Source organism: Fibrobacter sp., assembly GCF_045601785.1.
Taxonomy (GTDB): domain Bacteria; phylum Fibrobacterota; class Fibrobacteria; order Fibrobacterales; family Fibrobacteraceae; genus Fibrobacter.
Genome location: NZ_JAZSAF010000004.1, coordinates 35,794 through 54,913, shown reverse-complemented (window position 1 = coordinate 54,913; position 19,120 = coordinate 35,794). Strand labels below are relative to the sequence as shown.

14 protein-coding genes are annotated in these 19,120 nt (G+C 51.2%); 6 read left to right on the top strand and 8 right to left on the bottom strand.

The window, feature by feature from the left end:
• From ACKI61_RS00875 to ACKI61_RS00845, 7 genes are read right to left on the bottom strand one after another with little or no spacing between them, the layout of a single operon-like run.
• Entirely contained in the window at positions 1–1,881 is a 1,881-nt protein-coding gene (locus tag ACKI61_RS00875) for an LTA synthase family protein (protein ID WP_407455933.1), read from the bottom strand.
• Between the two features lie 12 nt (positions 1,882–1,893).
• A complete protein-coding gene (locus ACKI61_RS00870; protein ID WP_407455932.1) occupies positions 1,894–3,417 on the bottom strand; it encodes a lipopolysaccharide biosynthesis protein in 1,524 nt (507 codons plus the stop codon).
• Positions 3,418–3,420: 3 nt separating this feature from the next.
• Positions 3,421–4,587: a CDP-glycerol glycerophosphotransferase family protein gene (locus ACKI61_RS00865; protein WP_407455931.1), complete on the bottom strand. Its 1,167-nt coding sequence runs from the start codon at positions 4,585–4,587 to the stop codon at positions 3,421–3,423.
• A complete protein-coding gene (locus tag ACKI61_RS00860; RefSeq protein WP_407455930.1) occupies positions 4,569–5,720 on the bottom strand; it encodes a CDP-glycerol glycerophosphotransferase family protein in 1,152 nt (383 codons plus the stop codon). Before ACKI61_RS00860 ends, ACKI61_RS00865 begins: the two co-directional genes overlap by 19 nt.
• Complete coding sequence (locus ACKI61_RS00855; protein WP_407455929.1) at positions 5,711–6,796, bottom strand: NAD-dependent epimerase/dehydratase family protein; 1,086 nt, start codon at positions 6,794–6,796, stop codon at positions 5,711–5,713. Before ACKI61_RS00855 ends, ACKI61_RS00860 begins: the two co-directional genes overlap by 10 nt.
• Before the next feature lie 12 nt (positions 6,797–6,808).
• Entirely contained in the window at positions 6,809–7,528 is a 720-nt protein-coding gene (gene ispD / locus ACKI61_RS00850; protein ID WP_298771057.1) for a 2-C-methyl-D-erythritol 4-phosphate cytidylyltransferase, read from the bottom strand.
• Between the two features lie 23 nt (positions 7,529–7,551).
• Positions 7,552–8,778 carry a CotH kinase family protein gene (locus ACKI61_RS00845; RefSeq protein WP_407455928.1) on the bottom strand — a complete coding sequence of 409 codons (1,227 nt, stop codon included), beginning with the start codon at positions 8,776–8,778 and terminating at the stop codon, positions 7,552–7,554.
• Between the two features lie 94 nt (positions 8,779–8,872).
• On the opposite strand from ACKI61_RS00845, the gene ACKI61_RS00840 reads away from it, so the two are divergent.
• The 6 genes from ACKI61_RS00840 to ACKI61_RS00815 all read left to right on the top strand — a co-directional run bounded on the left by ACKI61_RS00840 (position 8,873) and on the right by ACKI61_RS00815 (position 17,476).
• The gene (locus tag ACKI61_RS00840; RefSeq protein ID WP_407455927.1) at positions 8,873–9,652 is read left to right on the top strand and encodes a hypothetical protein; all 780 of its coding nucleotides are present in this window, start codon (positions 8,873–8,875) and stop codon (positions 9,650–9,652) included.
• Positions 9,630–10,577, top strand: coding sequence for a Gfo/Idh/MocA family protein (locus ACKI61_RS00835; protein ID WP_407455926.1), 948 nt, complete (start codon positions 9,630–9,632; stop codon positions 10,575–10,577). Before ACKI61_RS00840 ends, ACKI61_RS00835 begins: the two co-directional genes overlap by 23 nt.
• A complete protein-coding gene (sppA, locus tag ACKI61_RS00830) occupies positions 10,558–12,906 on the top strand; it encodes a signal peptide peptidase SppA (RefSeq protein ID WP_407455925.1) in 2,349 nt (782 codons plus the stop codon). Before ACKI61_RS00835 ends, sppA begins: the two co-directional genes overlap by 20 nt.
• Positions 12,906–13,973 (top strand): hemolysin family protein, encoded by a 1,068-nt coding sequence (locus tag ACKI61_RS00825; protein ID WP_407455924.1) that lies wholly within the window; start codon positions 12,906–12,908, stop codon positions 13,971–13,973. The genes sppA and ACKI61_RS00825 overlap by 1 nt, the downstream gene beginning before the upstream one ends.
• Positions 13,973–15,142 carry an acyltransferase family protein gene (locus ACKI61_RS00820; RefSeq protein WP_407455923.1) on the top strand — a complete coding sequence of 390 codons (1,170 nt, stop codon included), beginning with the start codon at positions 13,973–13,975 and terminating at the stop codon, positions 15,140–15,142. The genes ACKI61_RS00825 and ACKI61_RS00820 overlap by 1 nt, the downstream gene beginning before the upstream one ends.
• Before the next feature lie 183 nt (positions 15,143–15,325).
• Positions 15,326–17,476 (top strand): glycosyl hydrolase family 8, encoded by a 2,151-nt coding sequence (locus ACKI61_RS00815; RefSeq protein ID WP_407455922.1) that lies wholly within the window; start codon positions 15,326–15,328, stop codon positions 17,474–17,476.
• Positions 17,477–17,642: 166 nt separating this feature from the next.
• On the opposite strand, the gene ACKI61_RS00810 is transcribed toward ACKI61_RS00815, so the two are convergent.
• The gene (locus tag ACKI61_RS00810; RefSeq protein WP_407455987.1) at positions 17,643–19,052 is read right to left on the bottom strand and encodes a sugar porter family MFS transporter; all 1,410 of its coding nucleotides are present in this window, start codon (positions 19,050–19,052) and stop codon (positions 17,643–17,645) included.
• Between the last annotated feature and the right edge of the window lie 68 nt (positions 19,053–19,120).

Genomic DNA, 19,120 nt, shown 5'->3' with positions numbered 1-19,120 from the left:
CTAGTCCTCAGGAGTAAGCAAGTCCTTGTCTAGGATGTATTCCCAGACATGCGCAGCTATTCGAGCCTGTTGCAACAGGGCGGAATCGGCCGCATTCGGTGGCAGAAAATCTTCGCCAATGAATCCCTTGACAATCTGGGTCGTGTCCCAATCTGGAACCTTGTGGCTTTTGAGAACCACAAATCCGTTGTCGTTCATGTTGCCGTAAATGTGCCTGTCGGCAAGGCGGACGGCAAAATCGGTTTGAGTGAAGGAGATTACGGGGGCGGGGGCGAGAGAATCACGATTGACCGAAAGAATATCCTTGCCTACGAAGTGGTTTGATGCTTCGATAGAAAGGAGGCCGAGGAGCGTTGGTGCAAGGTCCGCGTGGGAAACGGTCTTGGTGTCAATGGAGTCAACCGGAATATTGGGGCCTGCAAAAATCATGTTGGTCCAGGTTCTTCCACTGTGAGCCAGACCTACGGAGCTGTTGCGTTCCTTTTGGAGCCCGATTGCAAAGGAATGGTCCCCCGTGAGAACGATAATTGTGTTTTCGGCGCGTGGATCCTTCTTGATGGTCTCAAGAACCATGCCTACCGCACTGTCCATATAGGCGGCCAGGTGCTCGTAGCGGTCGTCATGGTACTTCGGCATCGGTCCCATGCCCTCGGGATACGTGAACGGGGAATGCGTCGTGGTGCTCATCCAGTCGATGAAAACGGGCCGATCCTTGGGACGATTTTCGTATACCGTCGCGAAGCGCTTTGCCAAGGGAACATCATGGTTGATGTCGAGGTGGAAATCCGTCGAGTCGAACCATTGCTCGAATAGTGGCGTGAAGTTGTCGAAATTGGGATTTGCGGCAGGAATGACGATTCTGTAGTAACCTGCGTCCCCAAGAATTTCGGGAAGAGCCCTTGTTTTGACATGGTACCCTGCGGAATATTTTTCGGGATGGCTCCAGACGCCCTGCATCATGCCGTTCAGCCCTTCCGTAGAAGGCCAGCCGACGCTGTAGGTGTAGGGAAAGAAGATGCCGCGCTTGGACAGCTTGCAGATGTTCTTCAGTAGGGCGCAGGATTTTGGAACGCGGACATCGCCGACCCAGCCTCGCAGCGATTCAATGGTGAGGACGATGATGTCTGGCTTTTCAGATAGGGGACGGTTCTGAAAAGCCTTCAGGGATGAATCGCTAAATGTCTTGTAGAATGGGTATTGCGCATCGGGATTGCCACCGAGAAAACGGATGCCGTCTTCGTAATGGTCCGGTTTTTCGCTGTGGGTAAAGTCGTAGCTGATTTCATTGAAGACATGTACATAGAAGGGCCTGATGCGTTCGCGGCGCTGCCTTTCTTTTAGGGGGATATAATAGGCGTAGCTGATGCAGAGAATTCCGAGCAACAGGAGGGGAAGTGCGACAATTTTCTTTTGCGGAAACTTGTCCTTAAACTTTATGATGACGAACACGCCTGCGGCGATTGCTGCCAGAGTGAGCAGAACATCTAGTCCAAAGGATAGCAGCCCGCCCTTGATGATGTTTACTAGCATGTGCGGATCGCTGGATGCGTCCATGTATGTTGCGAAGTAACCGAGGGTAAATCGTTGGTTGAGCCAACGGAGTGTCTCGTTGTCGCATAGAGTGCAGAATATGTAAAGAGTTGAAAAGCCTGTATAAAGGGCGGGAAATAGAGCCTTAGGAGCTTTCTTGAACAGTATGGCGGCAAGGGAAAAAAGTGCACCTGCAATGGCGAGCGTTCCTGCATCGGCAGCGATTGTTCTGACGATAAAGGTTAAGACACCTGATTCCGCTAGGACGCTTCCGTTTGGTGTTGGTAAAAAGTACAGCAGGAGAATGGCTACGAAACGGATTGCTACAAAGATTGAAAATAATATGGGCATGCTTGCTCCGTATTAACCTAGCTTCTTTCTGACCTTTTGAATCAGCTCTTTTGTATACTTCCGTTCGTTGCTGTCCAGTACGAAAATATAAAAGCCGCAAACGAGAAGCGCAGTTGAAATAATTGAACAGATAATCAGATTCAAGAACGGTTCGACCTGGATTAATTCTTGAACGCGATGGACGATGACGCCGACAATCAGAGTGAGAGGAACGAAACGGAGTATGGAAGATCTGCAGAAATGCCAAATATTCATACCCGTGTACTTGTGGGCGAAATAGACGCGCACGACAACGACCAGGATGTCCGAAAGAACTATCCCGAAGAAGACGGCCCAGGGTTCCATGCCGACTTTCAGGCAAATGTAGGCGATGGGGAAAACGATGATGTTGAGGACGCTCAAAATGAGACGGTAGTTCCTAATTTTGCCAACTCCGTCTATCAAGAAATTCAATCCTCTCGCAGTCATGATGACTAGCTGTGTTGCCAGGACAAGCTGGCAGAAGATGACTGAGTATTCGGGGACTTTGCCGAGCCAGAACCGTAATATGTATTCGCAATCGATTATTAGGGGTAACGATAAGATTGCCATCAGGATATACGAGAACTTGCAGACCGTTGTGGATAGCTGAACGCTTTTATCGATATTTCCGTCGCCGATATTGCGCATCACTTGGGGATTAGATGCCTTGAACAGCATTTCGGCAAAGAGGCTGATGCTATGACGGACTTGGGTTGCGATGCCGTAGGAGGCGTTGACGACGGTTCCGAAGAAAAGGTTCAGTATGACGGGAATACCATCTCCCTTGGCGATGTGGCTTACGATTTCGATGGTAATCCAGCTGGAGTACGAAAGCATTTCCTTCATCAAGCTCCAGTCAATAATCTGGAAATTGAGCTTACTTTCCTTGTATTTGCGTCTGCTGTAGATTCGTTTGATGGTTCTGCAGAATACAGTCATCAACGCCATGCAGAGGCCGTAAGTGGCGAGTCTGTCTACCGGAGTGTAGAAAAGTAGGACCGCGATGACCAATTTGAAAATGGATTCCAGAACGCTGAACAACGAGAATATGAACATGTTCTCCTTGGCGTTCATGATGGCATCGTATGGAACGGCGATGACGGTGAAGAAGGTGCTTGCGACGGTACAGTGGAAGACGAATTTTGCCATGGGAATTCGGTCTTCTGCGATGTTCAGGAATCCGTCAAAAAGAAATACTCCTGCGATTTCGAGAATGAGGACGAAGGCAAGCCCGATAAAGACATGGAGAAGAAGCGCCGTGTTGAAAACGCGTGCGACTTGTTCCGGTCCCTTGCCCTGGTTGTAGGAAAGAAATCGCTGGGTGGCCGTGCTCATCGCCTTGTTCAAGAAGGAAAGAGCTCCGATGACCCCGCCGACGATTGCGAAAATACCGAAGTCATTTGTTCCGAGGGCTTTGAGGATGAGGCGCGTCGAGAAAAGCGCGATGCCCATGTTCAAGAACATCTTGCCGTATAGTATGCCGGTATTGACAACGATTCTCGATGAATTCTTCATGGATTAGCTCTCCATCCAGACTTCAATTTGTTCAACGGCCTTGTCCGTGGAGATGCCGGTTTCGTGTAGACCGACATCGTGGATGAATTTCGATAATTCCTGCTGGAAATTTTCTTTGTCAAAGTCCGCAATTTTTTTGCAGAGAGAATCGTTGCTTTCTGCGAGAGGAAATGGCAGGGAATGAAGATCGAAATAGACATCGCGATCTTTTTGGTAATCGGCGAGATCCGTTGCGAATAGGAACGTAGGACGCTTGAGAATTGCAAAATCGAAAATGCAGCTGGAGTAGTCCGAAATGAGACAATCGCTTTCGACAAGAAGGTCTTGCATGTCCGGATACGAGGTCGCATCTAGGACATCGTCCGAATACTCGATAGGCGGAGTCTTTTGCATGACGACGGGATGCAGGCGAATCAAGATCTTCCAATCGCACTGAGTCTTCTTTCGCAAAGCGGACTGTAGGGCGCTCGTGTCCAGGGAATAGCAGTCCATTCTTTCGTCGGCGCGGAACGTAGGGGCGTACAGAAGGATTTTTGTACTTGTGGGGATGTTGAATGCCTTGCGGATTTTGCCCGAGGATTCTCCCTTTACCAGCCTGTCGTTGCGGGGAAGTCCATATTCTAGAAATTCGCCGTTAAACCAGAATGCACGCCGGTATAGCTTGGAACACCAGTCGCTATTTGAAAGGAATATGTCCGCCATTTTGGAATTGTTGCGGACTCGGTCTAGGTATGGTTTGTCTAGGGCATCGGTGGCGTCGCCCTCGACTTTTTTCAGGCCGATCCCTCCATGCCATGTTTCCATGTAAAATTGACGGCGACGTTTGCGGGTAAAGGCGAATTTAGTGTGGCTGTCTACCCAGACCTTGGCGGTTGCCAATTCATAGATCATTTTGATCGAATGTTCGCCGAAGTTTACGCTGCGGGTGCCGATGGGAGGGGCGGGTTTGTACTTGGGGTGCGTCAACCAGACAATGTCCCAGTCAGGGTGCTTTTCCCGAATGGCGTCGCTAATGGTCCGGGGACTGTCTCCGCATCGTTTTCCACTGAAGTTGCAGAAGACAATTTTATTCTTTCGAACAGGGTAAATTCGAAATGCGTAGAACAGAAAGGTCTTGAACCAGTTTTGTTTTCTTAAAAGTCTAAGAAGGCTCACGACTGTTTCTCGCATTGAATTTTGGCCGCAATGATGTCTGCCACGCGATTTGAAGCTTGACCGTCATCCTGAAGCTGGTGTTCGTCAAAGAATGCGTTCACCTTCTGGATGTAGGTGTCCTGGTCAAATTGCAGAATGTTTTTCTCGAGGTCGTCGTTGTTCAGTGAACAGGAGAAGGGCAACTGGAACGGGTCGAAAAGAAGTCCGCGCTCGTTGACATAGGAATCGATATCTGGAGCGAACATGAAGGTTGGCTTTCGCTGAATCAAGAAATCGAATTGGCAACTGGAATAGTCCGTGATCATGACATCGGCTGCGGCAAGCAGTTCCTGAATGTCCGGGTAATGCGTGGCGTTGACAATCGTTTCGTTGAAGGTCATCTTTCCTTCGCAAGCCTTTGCTGCCCAGGGATGCAGTCGCAATAGGCATATCCATTCTCCGCCAAATTTCTGGGAGAGGACACCGAGAGTCCGCTTGATGTTTAGACTAGATGAATCCCAGAGACCGGAGTCTTTACGGAACGTGGGGGCGAAAAAGAAAATCTTTTTTGCGGAATCGATATGGTAAAAATCGCGGACCTTTTGGATTATGGCCTGGTCTGGAACGGCCATGGGGTCGTTGCGCGGATACCCAATTTCGGCAATGGGGCCATCGTACCAGAAGGCACGCTTATACACGCCCGTGCAGAAACGGCTGTTCGAAATCATGACATCGATCATTGGTGAATCATGATGAGCGACTTGCACCGATTCGGGAGTGATCTTGTCGGCGGCGTCGCCCTCGCACTTCTTGATCCCGATGGCACCGTGCCAGGTCTGGACATAGAATTGCCCTTTTCGTTTCAACGCTGTCTTGCGACAACGGACGTTCTGAACCCAGACCTTAGAGGTAACTCGTTCAAAAATGGCCTGAGGGGAATCAAAGTTTACGATGCGGACAAAGTCGGGAAAACCGATTCTGGAGTCTTTCCGAACTTCCCACACAAGGTCATATTCCGGATGTCTCTTGTGAAGCGCTTCGCAGATGTACTTGGGATTACATCCGTAAGGGCGTCCGAAATAGTTGCAGAAAAAGATTTTATTCCGCTTTATCGGAAATATCCGAAAGAGACGATAGCAACTGGCCTTGACGAAGTCTTTTAGGGACATGTCGAATCCTTACTCGATAGCATGCTCTGCATCATGCGGCGGTAGGTTTCTTCAAGGCTGACGGTCGGTTTCCAACCGAGGGCCTGCATCTTGGCGGAACTCAGGTGGAGTTCCGTGTCAGGGGCGTAGCCGTAGGTCAGGGCGCTTTCGGGAATGTCGAAGACGACCTTGATCTTTCCGCCGGCGATACGGGTCGCGACCATTTCTGCCATGTCCTTGATGCGGACGTTCGAAGCTTCGTTCGAAATGGTGTAGGCTTCACCCTGGTTGCCCTTGGAAAGCAGCATCAGCAGGGCCGTTACGGTATCGCGGGTGTAGCAGTAGTTGCCCCACGAAAGTCCCTTTGTATGGAGTACGATGTCGTGGCCTTCGATCGCCGCTTTTGCGAATTGTGCAAATACGCGGTTTTCGGTATATGTTATGCCTGCACCGAACGTTTGCGAAAGCCTTGCGACCTTTACAGGAACTCCGTATTCCGAGGCGTAGGCGGTACATAGGCATTCTGCCATGCGCTTGCCTTCGGGGTAACAGCTGCGCGGATTCGAAAGGTCGATAAGGCCAAGATCTTTTTCAGTTGCCTTTTTGTCCGACGGTGGAACGACTCCGAATGCTTCCATTGAGGAAAGGTATACGACGCCCTTTGATTTTTTCCGCAGGGCGAGTTCCAGAACGTTCCGGGTCCCGTTCAGGGTCGTGTGGATAACCTCGACCGGTTTTGTGACGAATTCCTTGGAAGCGGTAGCGCTTGCCGTGTGGATGATGTAGTCTACTTTGCTCTCGGTATCGATAGCGTGTGCAATGTCCCCGACAACGAATTCAAGTTCCTTGCGGTCGGCGATGTCTGCGTAGATTTTCTTGGCCTTTTCGAGGTTGCGCACGCAGGCGATGATCTTGATGTTGGAATGGAACAGTCGATTACGGCAGGCGAGAGACTTGATCAGTTGCGAACCGACGAGACCTGTAGCGCCGGTGACTAGAATGGAACAGTTCTCTAGCGATTCCCAGGGAATCGAAGCGGAGTTTGCGACGAATTCCAGGTCTTCCTGCAAAATGGGATCGTTCTTGCATTCAATCATGGTATACCTGAATTAAAGACCGAAAATCTGCGAGTTTTCTCGAGCCTCGTAAATGGCACGGAACAGGTAGAAATCCATCGGGGTCGTAATCTTGATGTTTTCGACCGGACCGTCTACGGTGAATAGGGAATGACCATAGTGTTTCATGAGGCTTGCCGAATCAATCATGTCGTGGATCCCCTCGGCGATTGCCTTGTGGTGGGCGTCCATGATTTCTTTTAGAATAAAACTTTGCGGTGCCCGGGCCAGGAAGCACTGCTTGCGATCCGTAATCTTGGTAATTTCGTTCTTGCAGTCTGCGGCGACAATGGTCTCGATTGCCGGAGTGACCGTGATGGCCGAACCGCATTCGCGTACTTTCGCGATATTGTCCGAAATGAGCTTGTCGTTGATTAGCGGGCGTACTCCATCGTGGATCAAAACAACGCTGTCTTCGGGGCAGTCCTTGACGATGGCTTCAAGCCCGTTACGGATTGAGTCTTGCCCGGTTTCGCCACCGGGGACAATCCAGCGAACCTTCTTGATGAAGTTTCGTTCAAGAATTTCCTTGAGATACTCGATCCAGCTTTCGATACATACGACGCAGATGGCGTCTATTTCGGGATGGTTCTCGAAGTTTTCTAGGGTGTGTACGATAATGGCTTTCCCGTTGAGTTCGAGAAATTGCTTGGGCCTAGATTTTGTATTCATGCGGGTGCCCGTTCCGCCAGCAAAAATCAATGCAATATTCATAAGGAATCCTATCCCAAATATAACTATTGGTTGCCGTCAATCCAATCTATTCGTTCGCGAATCCAGTTTTCAAGAGCCTTTACAGCATCTTCGTAATTGTCATAGGCTTCAATGAATGGCCATTCGGAGTCGTTTCCCAAAACGGGCCATCGCTTGAATTCGTTTTTCATGGCTTTTGAAAGGTCTTCTTTTTTCTGCTCAAGCATTTCCGGCAAGTCTTTGAATTGGTCGCGATTTGTCATCCAGTAGTCCTTGACCATGGTTTGGAATTGCTTATTCTTGAATAGGAAGCGGTACCAGCCATATTTTTTGACATACCAATGATCGGGAGCAATGATTCCATTGCTCGAAATTCCGTAGGCAATGTCGAAATCCCATACGGGCCCCATTTGCATGGGTGTATCTTTCAGCCAAGTGATATACTGGCTTCGTCTAAAGGCCCCGTCTATGTTAAGCGAAAATTCCTGAATCCAGTAGTAGCGAATGAGGTCATTTAGGTCAATCCACTTGCTAATAGAATCGATGTTGTAGACATATTTACTTTGTAGAAAAGTCTCAAATGCGTTGATGTGCTCGATAAGGGTTTTGGTCAATTCTTCTGAGGGATGTTTGGGGTAGCGAATGTCGTAAATATAACCGAGGTTGGAGGTAATCAGGTTCCCATCGGTTGCTGTTTCGGATGTCTTTTCGAAAAAGTAGCTGTAATCGGATTCTGGAAGGCGAATCCGCTTTTTGGCAACCTTTGGATGTTCTGCCAGTTGGTAGACACCTAGATATTTCCGGTTTAGAAAAACCTCGACAAACTGGGTGCGGACTGCGTATTCGTCGCCGAGAGATTTTGCTAGCTGGTAGGTGATGTAGTTGCGCAGGAAACTTTTGTCACGATGATTCGAGATGAGGTCCCATTCCCTGTCCTTGGGCATTCCGAGCATAGAGACCTTTTCGTCCAGCTTAATCTTGTAGCCGTACTTCGTCATCACGAAACTGGAGTTGCCTCGCCCTCTTAGGGTCAAATCCATGATTTCGCTTTCGGGTGCGTTCTTGCCGTAAATTTGCAGTTTGGCAGGAATGCTCGTTTCTTTGTCTTGAATCTGGGTAAAACCCTCGGTCTCGATGACCAATCTTGGCAACTCGGCATAAGGAAATTCCGAATCGTCTAACGGCAAGCAGTCTGGTGCGCTATCGGTCCCGTTCCATACGCAGGAACAGCACAATAGGCTCGCTATGAGGAAGACCACGAAACGAAACATGATTTAAATTTAGTTAGTTTTTCTAAATTTGTGATGTCCTGATATGCTTTTGTATCAATCCAACGCACGATGGCTTATAGCCCTTTTGTTTCTGATGGTTCCTCTGTCTGCGCGCGAATCAGTTTTGCCTATTCGCATTCCCGAATCATCGGTGACCGTTGGCTTGCTTGGCGAACTCCGTGACGATGTGTACAGCGCCGACTTGAACTTGGCGGGGGAGTACGCTCCTTGCAACTGTTTTAGTGTCTATGGTGATTTTTCGTATCGCTTGGCAAGCTACGAGTGGGACGTCACGCTGCACGATCAGCGACACGAAGCTTTGGATCTGCGCGTAAATGGCCTCAACGAATCGTATATGGGGGTAAAGCTTGTTCCGTATACATTCTTTGGTGTCGATGTCAGCTGGAGGCTTCCGCCGCGCGAAGGCTCCCGTGTCAATCTCTACCATCGGCTGGGGGTATCCCCGTTTGGTCTCTATGAGTTTTCCCGCAACATGACGCTCGGCGCATCCATAGAATACTTTACCTATCTTGAAAAACAGAATTTTCAGCAGGGCGATGAAATGGGCGCAAAGGGCTCCATTTCGTGGAAGTTTCTCTGGGACCGCGATGATTATTCGGGGTGGAAGTTCGACTATGTTTTCCTGTATCGCTTTCGCATCCAGGAATCAGAAAACCTGAACATGGAGCGTCCCTATCGCAAGATGGATGACCTGTATCGCGGCTTCAGGATGCGTGTTGACGCGGCCCGCTACTTTGCGCTGTACGGAAATTCGCTGGGCGTCTCGCTATTTTACGAGATGAACCGCGGCAATCTCTTTGGAATGGAAACGGGGCATACTCTGGGGTTATATGCAAAGTTCATGTTCCTATAAAGCGATCCTGATAGGCTCTGGCACCATGGGAGGCAGGCACAAGCGCCTGTTCGAAGAAGATGGGGTCGAATTTATCGGGGTCGCAGACACCGCAGGCGAGGCTAGCGCCCTGTTCGAACAGATTTTGGCTGGCAAGCTTGCACCGGATTTCGCTGTCATTGCATCTCCTGCGATAACGCATGAGGAATATGTCCAAAGGTGCATCGAAATGATGCTCCCCGTGCTCGTCGAAAAGCCGGTATCGATTTCGTTCGAAAAGGCAGAAGAATTCCAGCGCCTTGCCCTGGAACAAAACGCATTTGTTTTTGTCGGCCACTCGGAACGCTACAACCCGGCAATCGAAGAATTTACGAAAACTGATTTTTTCAGGGAAATGCAGGACTATTTCAAATCCTGGTTTCTCCAGAATCAAGGTGCCGCTCCGGTCCGCTTCAAGTTTACGCGAACGCACGGATTTTCGCCGCGTAACCGCGATGTCTCCGTGGAATATGACCTGATGATCCACGACATGGACCTGCTTCATTTCTTTGTCGGCAAGGACGCGATGATGTACAAGTCGTTCCATTGCGAAGAACAGTCGGACGACCGGGTGCACGCCTTTTATGACTTGAGAACGCTAAAGGCTGAATTTATAGCAGATCGCGATTGTGCTACGGATTCCCGCAAGGTTGAAATATCGATGAATGGCCGTTCCGTTACGCTGGACTTGGGGGCCTATCGCAATGGCAATCCGGCGTCTGCGTTGCAAAAGGAACATTGGGCTTTTCTAAATTATTTGGGCTCCTATAAGAAATCGTTGCAAGATAGGGAGCCTGATTACAGCTGGTATGGAGGCCTGTACGATGCCTGTGCTGCAGTGATCATGGTTTCCTTGGTTGGTGAAGTGTGCAAAAAGGGGAGGGCGAATGAAACTGATGCAAAATAAGGTCGTGTCTGCGCTGATACTTTTCTGCGCAGCTTGTGCTTTGGCTTACATTCCGGGTGAATCGGGCTTTGTCTCGCTGGAAAACGAACACGGCATTTGGGGAAACCCTGCTGGAGTTTCAGCCTTTGATTCCAAGGGCGCTCTCATCGGTTACGATTACAACGACGGCGTGAAGAATTTTCGCGTGGGTGGCAACCTGGACCATTTGGCGGCGGGTTTCGAGTACACGCAGGGGATTCACCATGTGGATGTGTCGCGCTGGAGCCTGGCGCACGGCTTTGGCATGTGGAACCGGTCGATCTTTGTGGGCGAGCGCGTCAATGCGTTTCGTACGGCAGACTATACGGGCACCGAGTGGACGCTCGACCTGGGCCTGATGCTGCGCCCGTTCCAGTTCCTGTCGCTGGGCTATTCCTGCGACAATGTCCTTTATGGCGGCCCGCAGGCACCCGATCGTGTGCAGAACCTTGGTGCAACGGTGCGCCTTGGCCCCCTGATGAGCGTGAGCTACGATGTCGAAGACTTCGAGAACCATCGCCTGCTGATTGAACTCGGCCTGTATGGAGTTCGCTGGGGGCTCCGGGTGCCGATTTATGGCGATGACGGACAGTACCGCCTGACCTTCTCAACGAGTTTCGGCGGCTACAACAATGCCGCGCTGCATGTATACGACGATCTCTTGCCGAAGGGAGGCGCGTGGGGCTTCCACAGTGCCCGCAATCCGTATGCCTCGGTGAGTGCGCAGATTATCCGCGTGCCGCTGGATATGGAAGTTTCCGAGACGGAAGACCCGTTCGCGTTTTTCCGCAAGAAATCCATCTACATCTGGCATGTGCGAAACCTGTTCGAGCACCTTCTGCGCGACCCTGCTGCGGGTCTTGTGATCCTTGACTTTTCGGGCTACAAGGGAAACATCGGCATTTCTAGCGAAATTGACCGCTATGTGAAAAAGATGAAGATTCGTGGCGGCAAGGTCATCGCCTATACCGACGACATCCGCCCGGCGGTGCTTTTGGCGTCGGCACATGCCGACCGCATCGTGGTGGAGCCTTCGGCGTACATGAATTGGCGTGGTCTTGGCGGAAACATCCTGTTCTATAAGGGACTTTTCGACAAGCTCGGTGTCAAGGTGGAGTTCCTGCGGCATGGCAAGTTCAAGTCGGCGGTGGAACCTTACGTTGCCGATTCCATGTCGACGGAAGCCCGCGCGAATTACGATACCCTGTATAATGACCTGTGGACGGCGCTCCAGAGCTACATCTCGATGCGGAAGGTCGGCAGGGGCATGGACGCGGGCAAGGCTTATGCGTTTCTAGACTCCTTGGCGAATGAGCCGCTCGTGACCGCGACGGCTGCAAAGCGCGCGGGCCTGGTGGACGAACTGCTCTACATTGACCAGGTGCCATCTTATGCACTCAAGGAGTTCTTCGGCATCGACTATCCGAATGCATCTTACCGCACCTGGCGTCCGACTGACAAGAAGGTTTTCAACGAGAGCTGGCTGCATCGCGCACCGATCGCCCTTTTGAATATCGACGGGTCCATCGACTCGAAGATGGAACGCGCCGTACTGGAGTCGCTGCGCCGGCTGCCTTCGACTGGGGCGAGGGCATTGATTGTGCGCATCTCTTCGCCGGGTGGCTCGGCAATCGCTTCCGATAAAATCTGGGCGGCTCTCCGACACGTGAGCGAACAGGGAATCCCCGTGGTCTCAAGCATCGGCTACATGGGTGCGTCGGGTGGCTACTACATTGCCTGTGCAGGCGACAAGATTCTGGCAGAACCTATGGCCATTGTCGGAAGCATCGGCATTTACGGCGGCAAGGTGGACGCCTCTGGCCTGATGTCGAAAATTGGCCTCAAGGCAGAAACCGTCAAGACGCACGAATACGCCGATGCCGCGACATTTACCCGCCCCTGGACCGACCGCGAAAAGGCGGCACTCCAGGAATACATGGACGAATTCTACGAACGCTTTACTGGCGTCGTTTCCAAGGCAACGGGAATTCCGCAGGCGACCGTGGATACCGCCTACGGTGGCGGCCGCGTGATGATTGGAGTTAAGGCTTATGCTGCAGGGCTTGTGCATGGGCTCGGCGGAATCGATGATGCCGTTGCCGTGGCAAAGCAGTTGGCGGGCCTCAGCGCCGATACCGACATCGAATTGAAGGTCCTGGAATCTGGACATTCGATGATGCTTCCGGTGCCCGGTTCCAAGATGTTTGCCGATTTCTCGGAATGGAGCGACTACATCTACGACTTGAGCCGTCCGCAGCTTTGGGCGGTGGAGCCCTACCTGTTTGAACCTTCGCTATTGGGTATCGAATAATGCTTTATATTGTCCTTACGGTTCTTAGCTGCCTTGCCGTGTCGGCGTTCTGCTCGGTGACAGAGGCGTCGTTCTATAGCGTGCCGCCAGCAACGATAGAACTCTTGCAGAAACAGAAAAAGTTTACCGCGCGCTACATGGTGCATGTCAAGGAAAACATCGACCGATACATCGCATCGGTCCTTGTGGTGAACACGATCGCGAATACCGTGGGTGCATCGCTTGCGACGGCCCTTGCCGTAAAGAATTTGCCACCGATTGGGCAGGTCTCGCTTCCGATTGTGCTCACGGTTTTAATACTTTTGTTTGGCGAAATCACTCCGAAGACCCTGGGCGTCAAGCAGGCAAAAATTGTTGCCCCCCTGGTTGCAGTGCCCTTCTTCTATATCACCAAGATTCTTTCGTGGACGGGAATTATCTGGCTTTGCCTTACGCTCACCAAGCACTGGACCCGCGAAAAGGAAGACAAGAAGGATGTGAGCATCGACGACATCAACAGCCTGGTGAGTCTTGGACTCCGCGAAGATGTCATCGACAAGCAGCAGTCGGCAGTCATCAAGAACATTCTTGCGTTGAAGTCGGTCCCTGTCCGTAAGGTGATGACGCCGAGGCAGGTGGTGTTTTCGCTCAAGGCGGACTCGACTATTGGCGAGACTTTGGATGAACGAGGCAACTGGCCTTTCTCCCGCGTGCCGCTCTACGAAAAGGAAAAGGACAACTGGATCGGGATTGTGCTCCGCCGCGATGCCTACAACAAGCTAGCCGAAGGCATGCGCGATGTGAAGCTTCGCCAGATGATGCGCCCGCTGCAGCTGATTCCCGACAGCCTCACCTTGGACAAGCTCCTGCTCCGCTTCTTAAAGCAGCGGGGACACATTGTCGGTGTCGTCGATGAATGGGGCGCCATTGCAGGCATTGTAAGCCTCGAAGATGTCTTGGAAGAAATCCTCGGTAGAGAAATCGTCGACGAGTACGATGAAGCTGTGGACCTCCAGGAAACCGCCCGACGCCGCTCCAAGGCACTCGCCCGCATCCGCCAGCAAGAAAAAAGGAACCAAGAAGCGTAATGACTCCTGCAAAACCGAATTACTTCCCGGCTCTTGACGGCCTTAGACTCCTCGCTAGCATCAACATCGTGATGCTCCATCTGGGTTCTTCTAGTGCGCTGGGCTACATGGCAGATTACAAGTGGGTCATGCCGATTATCAATGCCCCCGCCTTTGCTGCAGGCATTTTCTATGTGCTCGCGGGGTTCCTTTTTGCAAGCAAGTTCAGCGATCCCACGCGCCGCATACCGGTGGTCCCCTTCATGTTCAGCCGCATCGCAAAACTTTACCGCCTGCACTTTTTCATGACGATTCTCATGTTTTTGGCGCTCGTGTTCAAGTTCAGCGGATACACGCATCTGCCGGGCCTTTCCGAAATCGGTGACTGCTTTGTGGCGGGCCTTGCCAAGATGACGCACCCGTGGCGGAGCCTGTTCCTGCACCTTTCGCTCACCTGGTCCATCGTCCCGGATCTCGGCATGAAGCTGAATGAGCCCTCGTGGTCGCTCACGAGTTTCTTCGTGTGCTATGCGGTTACACCGTGGTTTAGCCGCTGGCTGTTCAAGCAGAGCAACCGCACGCTATGGGTCTTGTTTGGCACCTTGTTCATTCCGGGTATCCTCTGGGCGGCCATCTTTGGCCTTTCCGACAATCTGTGGTTCGAAAGCTTCGATGCCAAGTACCGGTTCTTCCACATCTTTGCGCCGGTGCGCATCTTTGAATACCTGTTCGGCATGGTGATCTTTAGGCTCTACAAAGAAGGATTCTTTGACTTCCTCAAACGCGATTTTGTCGCGGGAATTTCGCAGGCGCTTATGCTTGCCGCTATTTATGGAAGCCTTTTCCTGATGAGCCCGCAGCTGAATCCCGGTTTCAACTATTTCTTCCATCATTCACTTCCGATTATGTTGTATGGACTTTTCCTTCTTTCGCTATTGTCGGGGAAGGGCTTTGTGGCATGGTTCTTCTGCATTGGGCTTGTCAGAAAGATTGGCAGGGCTTCGTTCTATCCGTACCTGATTCACTTGCCCATCATCACGATTGCCTGGGGCTTTTGTAACCTGAACCGTCCAAAGAATACAATCCTTATGCTCATTTTCATTTATACGGTGAGTACGCTTTACAGTGAGTTTAAAGTTTGGCGCCGTAAAAGGGCGAAAGCCCAGAAAGAGCATGCTTTGGTAAAGTAATTTTAGGGAACATTCAGCGAACATCAACTGCGTGCGGCAGTGTGAACTTTATCACAAAAAAGCCCTGAAAATGGGAATTTCCCAGACATTTGCAACTGAATTATTACAAAATGAGCCTTACCGCTTTGGTGGTCTCTATTTTATATTTAAGGGCGGGTGTGAAAGTCAAAAAAAGGAAAATCTATGAAGAACATTTTCAAAATTGCAATGGGCGTTGTGGCTGTCTCGGCTGCAGCCTCTTTTGCGGGTCAATACCCTTTCCCGCAGAATATGAAACATCCGTATGGCACGACGGTTGAATATGCCGTTACCGATTCGGTCAAGAGCCATTATCAGGCCTGGAAGAAGGCTTGGTATAATGCGTCCAATGGTTGGATCCACGCACCGGAGGGAACTGGAAAGACTGTTTCCGAAGCAATTGCCTATGGTATGCTGATTTCGGTGTACATGGACGATGAAGAAATGTTTAAGAAGGTTTATGGCGTGTGGACGTCGAATGCTGTTGCTAGTGGTGGCGGCATGAACTGGGAACTTCCCGGTGGTTCGGGGTCTGCAACGGACGCTGACTTTGATGCCGCTCTCGCTCTCGTGATGGCTTCCAAGCAGTGGAACAGTAGTTCCTATCTGGAAGCTGCCAAAACACTTATCAACTGGATTGCCACGAACGATTTTGAAAGTGACTTTTCTCTCAAACCGGGTAACCAGTGGAACCAGGGACTGAACCCGAGCTATGTCTCGCTGGGCCATTTCCGTCTTTTCGAAAAGGTGACGGGTAACACCAAGTGGGCTTCCATCCGTCAGAAGGCTGCCAAGGACCTGCTTGCATGCCAGGACAAAAGGACAGGTCTTGTTCCGGACTGGTGCGATTGGAGTTCTCATCAGCCTAAGCTGACTAGTGCCGCTGTTTCCAATGACATAGGTTTCTATGATGATGCCGCTCGTACTCCGTGGCGCACCGCCTGGGCCTACTACTGGTATGGTGATTCCGATGCTAAGACGTTCAACCAGACGGTTGTTAATTGGCTCATTCCCGCAACTCACACGGCTAGTGGCGTGAACTCCGGTTATAAGTGGACCGGTAGCGCATACGAACTCGATGATAGCAAAGAACGTAAATTCGTCTCTTCCACCTTCTCTGGAGGCCTTGGCTTCGCAACGTCTTCTATCGAAGGTAACGATGCCGCCGCTTACCTTGCTTCCACCTACAAGGCACTTGTGTCCCTTACGAGCTGCGTCCAGGCTGAAAAATGTGGCGAAGGCTCCAATCCGGGTGAAAAGTACTTCCCTGCAACATTGAATGTTCTTTACCTGCTCCTGATGACGGGTAACATGCCGAACCTCTATGAAATCGACCAGTTCACCAAGTTCACTCCGGATCCGTCCAAGGCTCCGTCGGTGAACGAAATCGGTGGTACGCAGATGGCTTCTAGGGATACGACGGTCGGTGTTTCTGGTTTCTGGAACTGGGGCGCCTACCATGACAAGCTGGATATCGGTACCGTGATGGTCCCGGATTCTGGCACGTCTCCGCTCTATAGAAAGTCTGATGGCTCTATCTTTGCAGAAGCTTCCATGGAAATTGGTCCGGAACCGAAATGGACGCAGGAAGCTGCTGACGCAGGTCTTCTCAAGTATCCGTCTGCTGGTATTGCCATGTCGTTCCTCGCCGATGACACCAAGGGCGTGAACTTCAAAACTCTCGGAATTAAGTCTGTTCGCGTGACGATGAAGGCTTCTGGTCCTATCCGTATGGCCATTCTTAACGAAAAGACAAGGCAGGAAGGTGGCGAACCGGGTATCTATGTGCCCGTGAGCAGCGACTACCAGACCACGACCTACGATCTCACTCCTTGCGATCAGGGCTTCCTCGGTAGGGACAACAACTGCTCTTCTCCGGATCCGGATAGCTTGATTGCCATTCTTGACTGGGTCAAGGACAATCCGCCTGATGGCGATGAAATCCTTACGGCAGTCAAGGGTCTCAAGTGGGAAGTCAAGGACGCCAAGGGTGGTGTCGGCGAACTTTCCATCAAGGCTATCGAATTCCTCGATGCAAGCGGCAATGTGGTTGATCCGAGTAAGATTACCGGCATTGTGGTTCCGTCTGGCATCAAGTCCATCGCAGCTGCCGCTAAGGCCAAGGTCTCTGTCGCTGGCATGAATATTGCTGTTGCTGGCGTTAAGGCTGGCGAAGATGTTGCCGTGTTCAATTTGCAGGGCAAGCTCGTGGCTTCTAGCAAGGCAGTCTTTGGCAACGCTTCCGTGACGGTTCCGACCAAGGGTATCTACCTGGTCCGCGTTGGCGGAAAGCTCTCCAAGGTGAACGTCAAGTAAAAATTCCCGCCGGCTTGGCCGGCGGTTCTTCATAGAAAAACGGACGGCTTTGCCGCCCGTTTTTTTCTCCTTTATGTCATGCCGGACTTGTTCCGGCATCACCATTTTTCCTTATGTAATTTTCGCATGGTGTCATTGTGTTTTGTGCATGACGGCAATCTACTAATTACATCTCTTCGAGCTGCTTACCCTTGGTCTCCTTGATGAACTTTGCCACGAAGTAAATGCTGAAAATAGCGCAGAACGAATAGATGGCGTATGTGGGGCCGACGCCGATGCCGTCTTGTCCCGTAAGCACGGGGAATGTCCAGGTGACCACGAAGTTTGCAAACCACTGCGCAAGGCCGCAAATGGAAATGGCGATGGCGCGGATGCGGTTGTTGAACATTTCGCCAAGCATCACCCACATGACGGGTCCCCACGTTGCAGCGAAGAAGGTGATGTAGAGGTTCGCGGCAATCAGCGCGATGACGGCTGCAGTTCCTGGCAAAGTTCCGTCGGCGCCCGCGCTCATAAAGCAGACCGTGAGTGTGCTCAAGGTAATGGCCATGCCGATGCTACCAATCAACAGGAGCGGCTTACGACCAATCTTGTCGATCAGCAGGATGGCGACCACGGTCATTACCAGGTTTACTCCACTCGAAATCACACTCGTGAGGAATGCGTCGCTTTCACCAAAGCCCACGCTCTGCCAAAGCATCGTGCCGTAGTAGAAAATCACATTGATGCCCACCAGCTGCTGCAATATTGCAAGTCCGAGGCCTGCCCACAAAACCGGCGAAACCTTTTCCTTGCCGTCGATAATTTCGAGCAAGTCGGTGAGTCTGGACTTTTTCTTGTTCTTAAATGATGTTTGGATGGTTTCGACTTCTTTATCGACTCCTTCGGGATCTATCATGGCTAGAACCTTTTTGGCTTGGTCTAGGTAGCCTTTATGAACAAGGTAACGTGGCGATTCGGGGAGTCTCCAGGCGGCGTATCCGTAGATGACGGCGGGAATGATTTCAATCCAGAACATGACCTGCCACGCCTTGATGTTACCGAACATCGGATTGTTTGCAGAACCTGCTATTCGTACAATGACGTAGTTCGAAAGGAGTGCGACGAAAATGCCTATCACGATCGCGAATTGTTGCATCGACCCCAGGCGTCCGCGCAAATGTGCCGGTGCCGTTTCGGCGATGTAAATCGGGGCGACGATACTTGCCATGCCGATGCCGAGGCCTCCGATGACTCGCCACATAATAAAGTCGGGAATGCCAAACGGAATGCCGGAACCGATGGCGCTCAAGACGAAAAGGTCCGATGCAAAAAGCATGCAGCGTACGCGGCCTAGCATGTCTGCGATTTTTCCGGCATAGAAGGCACCGATGGCGGCGCCAATCAGTGCGAGAGAAACGGACCAGGCAAGCTGATAGTCGGTTGCGTTGAAGTGAGCCTTGAGTGCTCCGTTCGCGCCATTGATGACGGATGAGTCGAAACCGAACAGGAATCCGCCAATGGCGGCGGAGAATGTTATCAGGACAATGTGCCTGAGATTGGAATTAGCGCTGGACATTACAGCCCCCTTTTTGATGAAGATTTTATAGATAATATATTTGTTTGGATAAAAAAAGACCGCTTATGCTGTTTTTTTTACGGAAG

What these genes read in the sequence shown, in the direction of transcription:
- ACKI61_RS00835 (WP_407455926.1), top strand. Translation starts at nt 9,630, where the DNA reads ATGCAAAGTTCATGTTCCTATAAAGCGATCCTGATAGGCTCTGGCACC.
- ACKI61_RS00855 (WP_407455929.1), bottom strand. Translation starts at nt 6,796, where the DNA reads ATGATTGAATGCAAGAACGATCCCATTTTGCAGGAAGACCTGGAATTC.
- ACKI61_RS00845 (WP_407455928.1), bottom strand. Translation starts at nt 8,778, where the DNA reads ATGTTTCGTTTCGTGGTCTTCCTCATAGCGAGCCTATTGTGCTGTTCC.
- ACKI61_RS00840 (WP_407455927.1), top strand. Translation starts at nt 8,873, where the DNA reads ATGGTTCCTCTGTCTGCGCGCGAATCAGTTTTGCCTATTCGCATTCCC.
- ACKI61_RS00865 (WP_407455931.1), bottom strand. Translation starts at nt 4,587, where the DNA reads ATGCGAGAAACAGTCGTGAGCCTTCTTAGACTTTTAAGAAAACAAAAC.
- ACKI61_RS00815 (WP_407455922.1), top strand. Translation starts at nt 15,326, where the DNA reads ATGAAGAACATTTTCAAAATTGCAATGGGCGTTGTGGCTGTCTCGGCT.
- ACKI61_RS00825 (WP_407455924.1), top strand. Translation starts at nt 12,906, where the DNA reads ATGCTTTATATTGTCCTTACGGTTCTTAGCTGCCTTGCCGTGTCGGCG.
- ACKI61_RS00860 (WP_407455930.1), bottom strand. Translation starts at nt 5,720, where the DNA reads ATGTCCCTAAAAGACTTCGTCAAGGCCAGTTGCTATCGTCTCTTTCGG.
- ispD (WP_298771057.1), bottom strand. Translation starts at nt 7,528, where the DNA reads ATGAATATTGCATTGATTTTTGCTGGCGGAACGGGCACCCGCATGAAT.
- ACKI61_RS00870 (WP_407455932.1), bottom strand. Translation starts at nt 3,417, where the DNA reads ATGAAGAATTCATCGAGAATCGTTGTCAATACCGGCATACTATACGGC.
- sppA (WP_407455925.1), top strand. Translation starts at nt 10,558, where the DNA reads ATGAAACTGATGCAAAATAAGGTCGTGTCTGCGCTGATACTTTTCTGC.
- ACKI61_RS00875 (WP_407455933.1), bottom strand. Translation starts at nt 1,881, where the DNA reads ATGCCCATATTATTTTCAATCTTTGTAGCAATCCGTTTCGTAGCCATT.
- ACKI61_RS00820 (WP_407455923.1), top strand. Translation starts at nt 13,973, where the DNA reads ATGACTCCTGCAAAACCGAATTACTTCCCGGCTCTTGACGGCCTTAGA.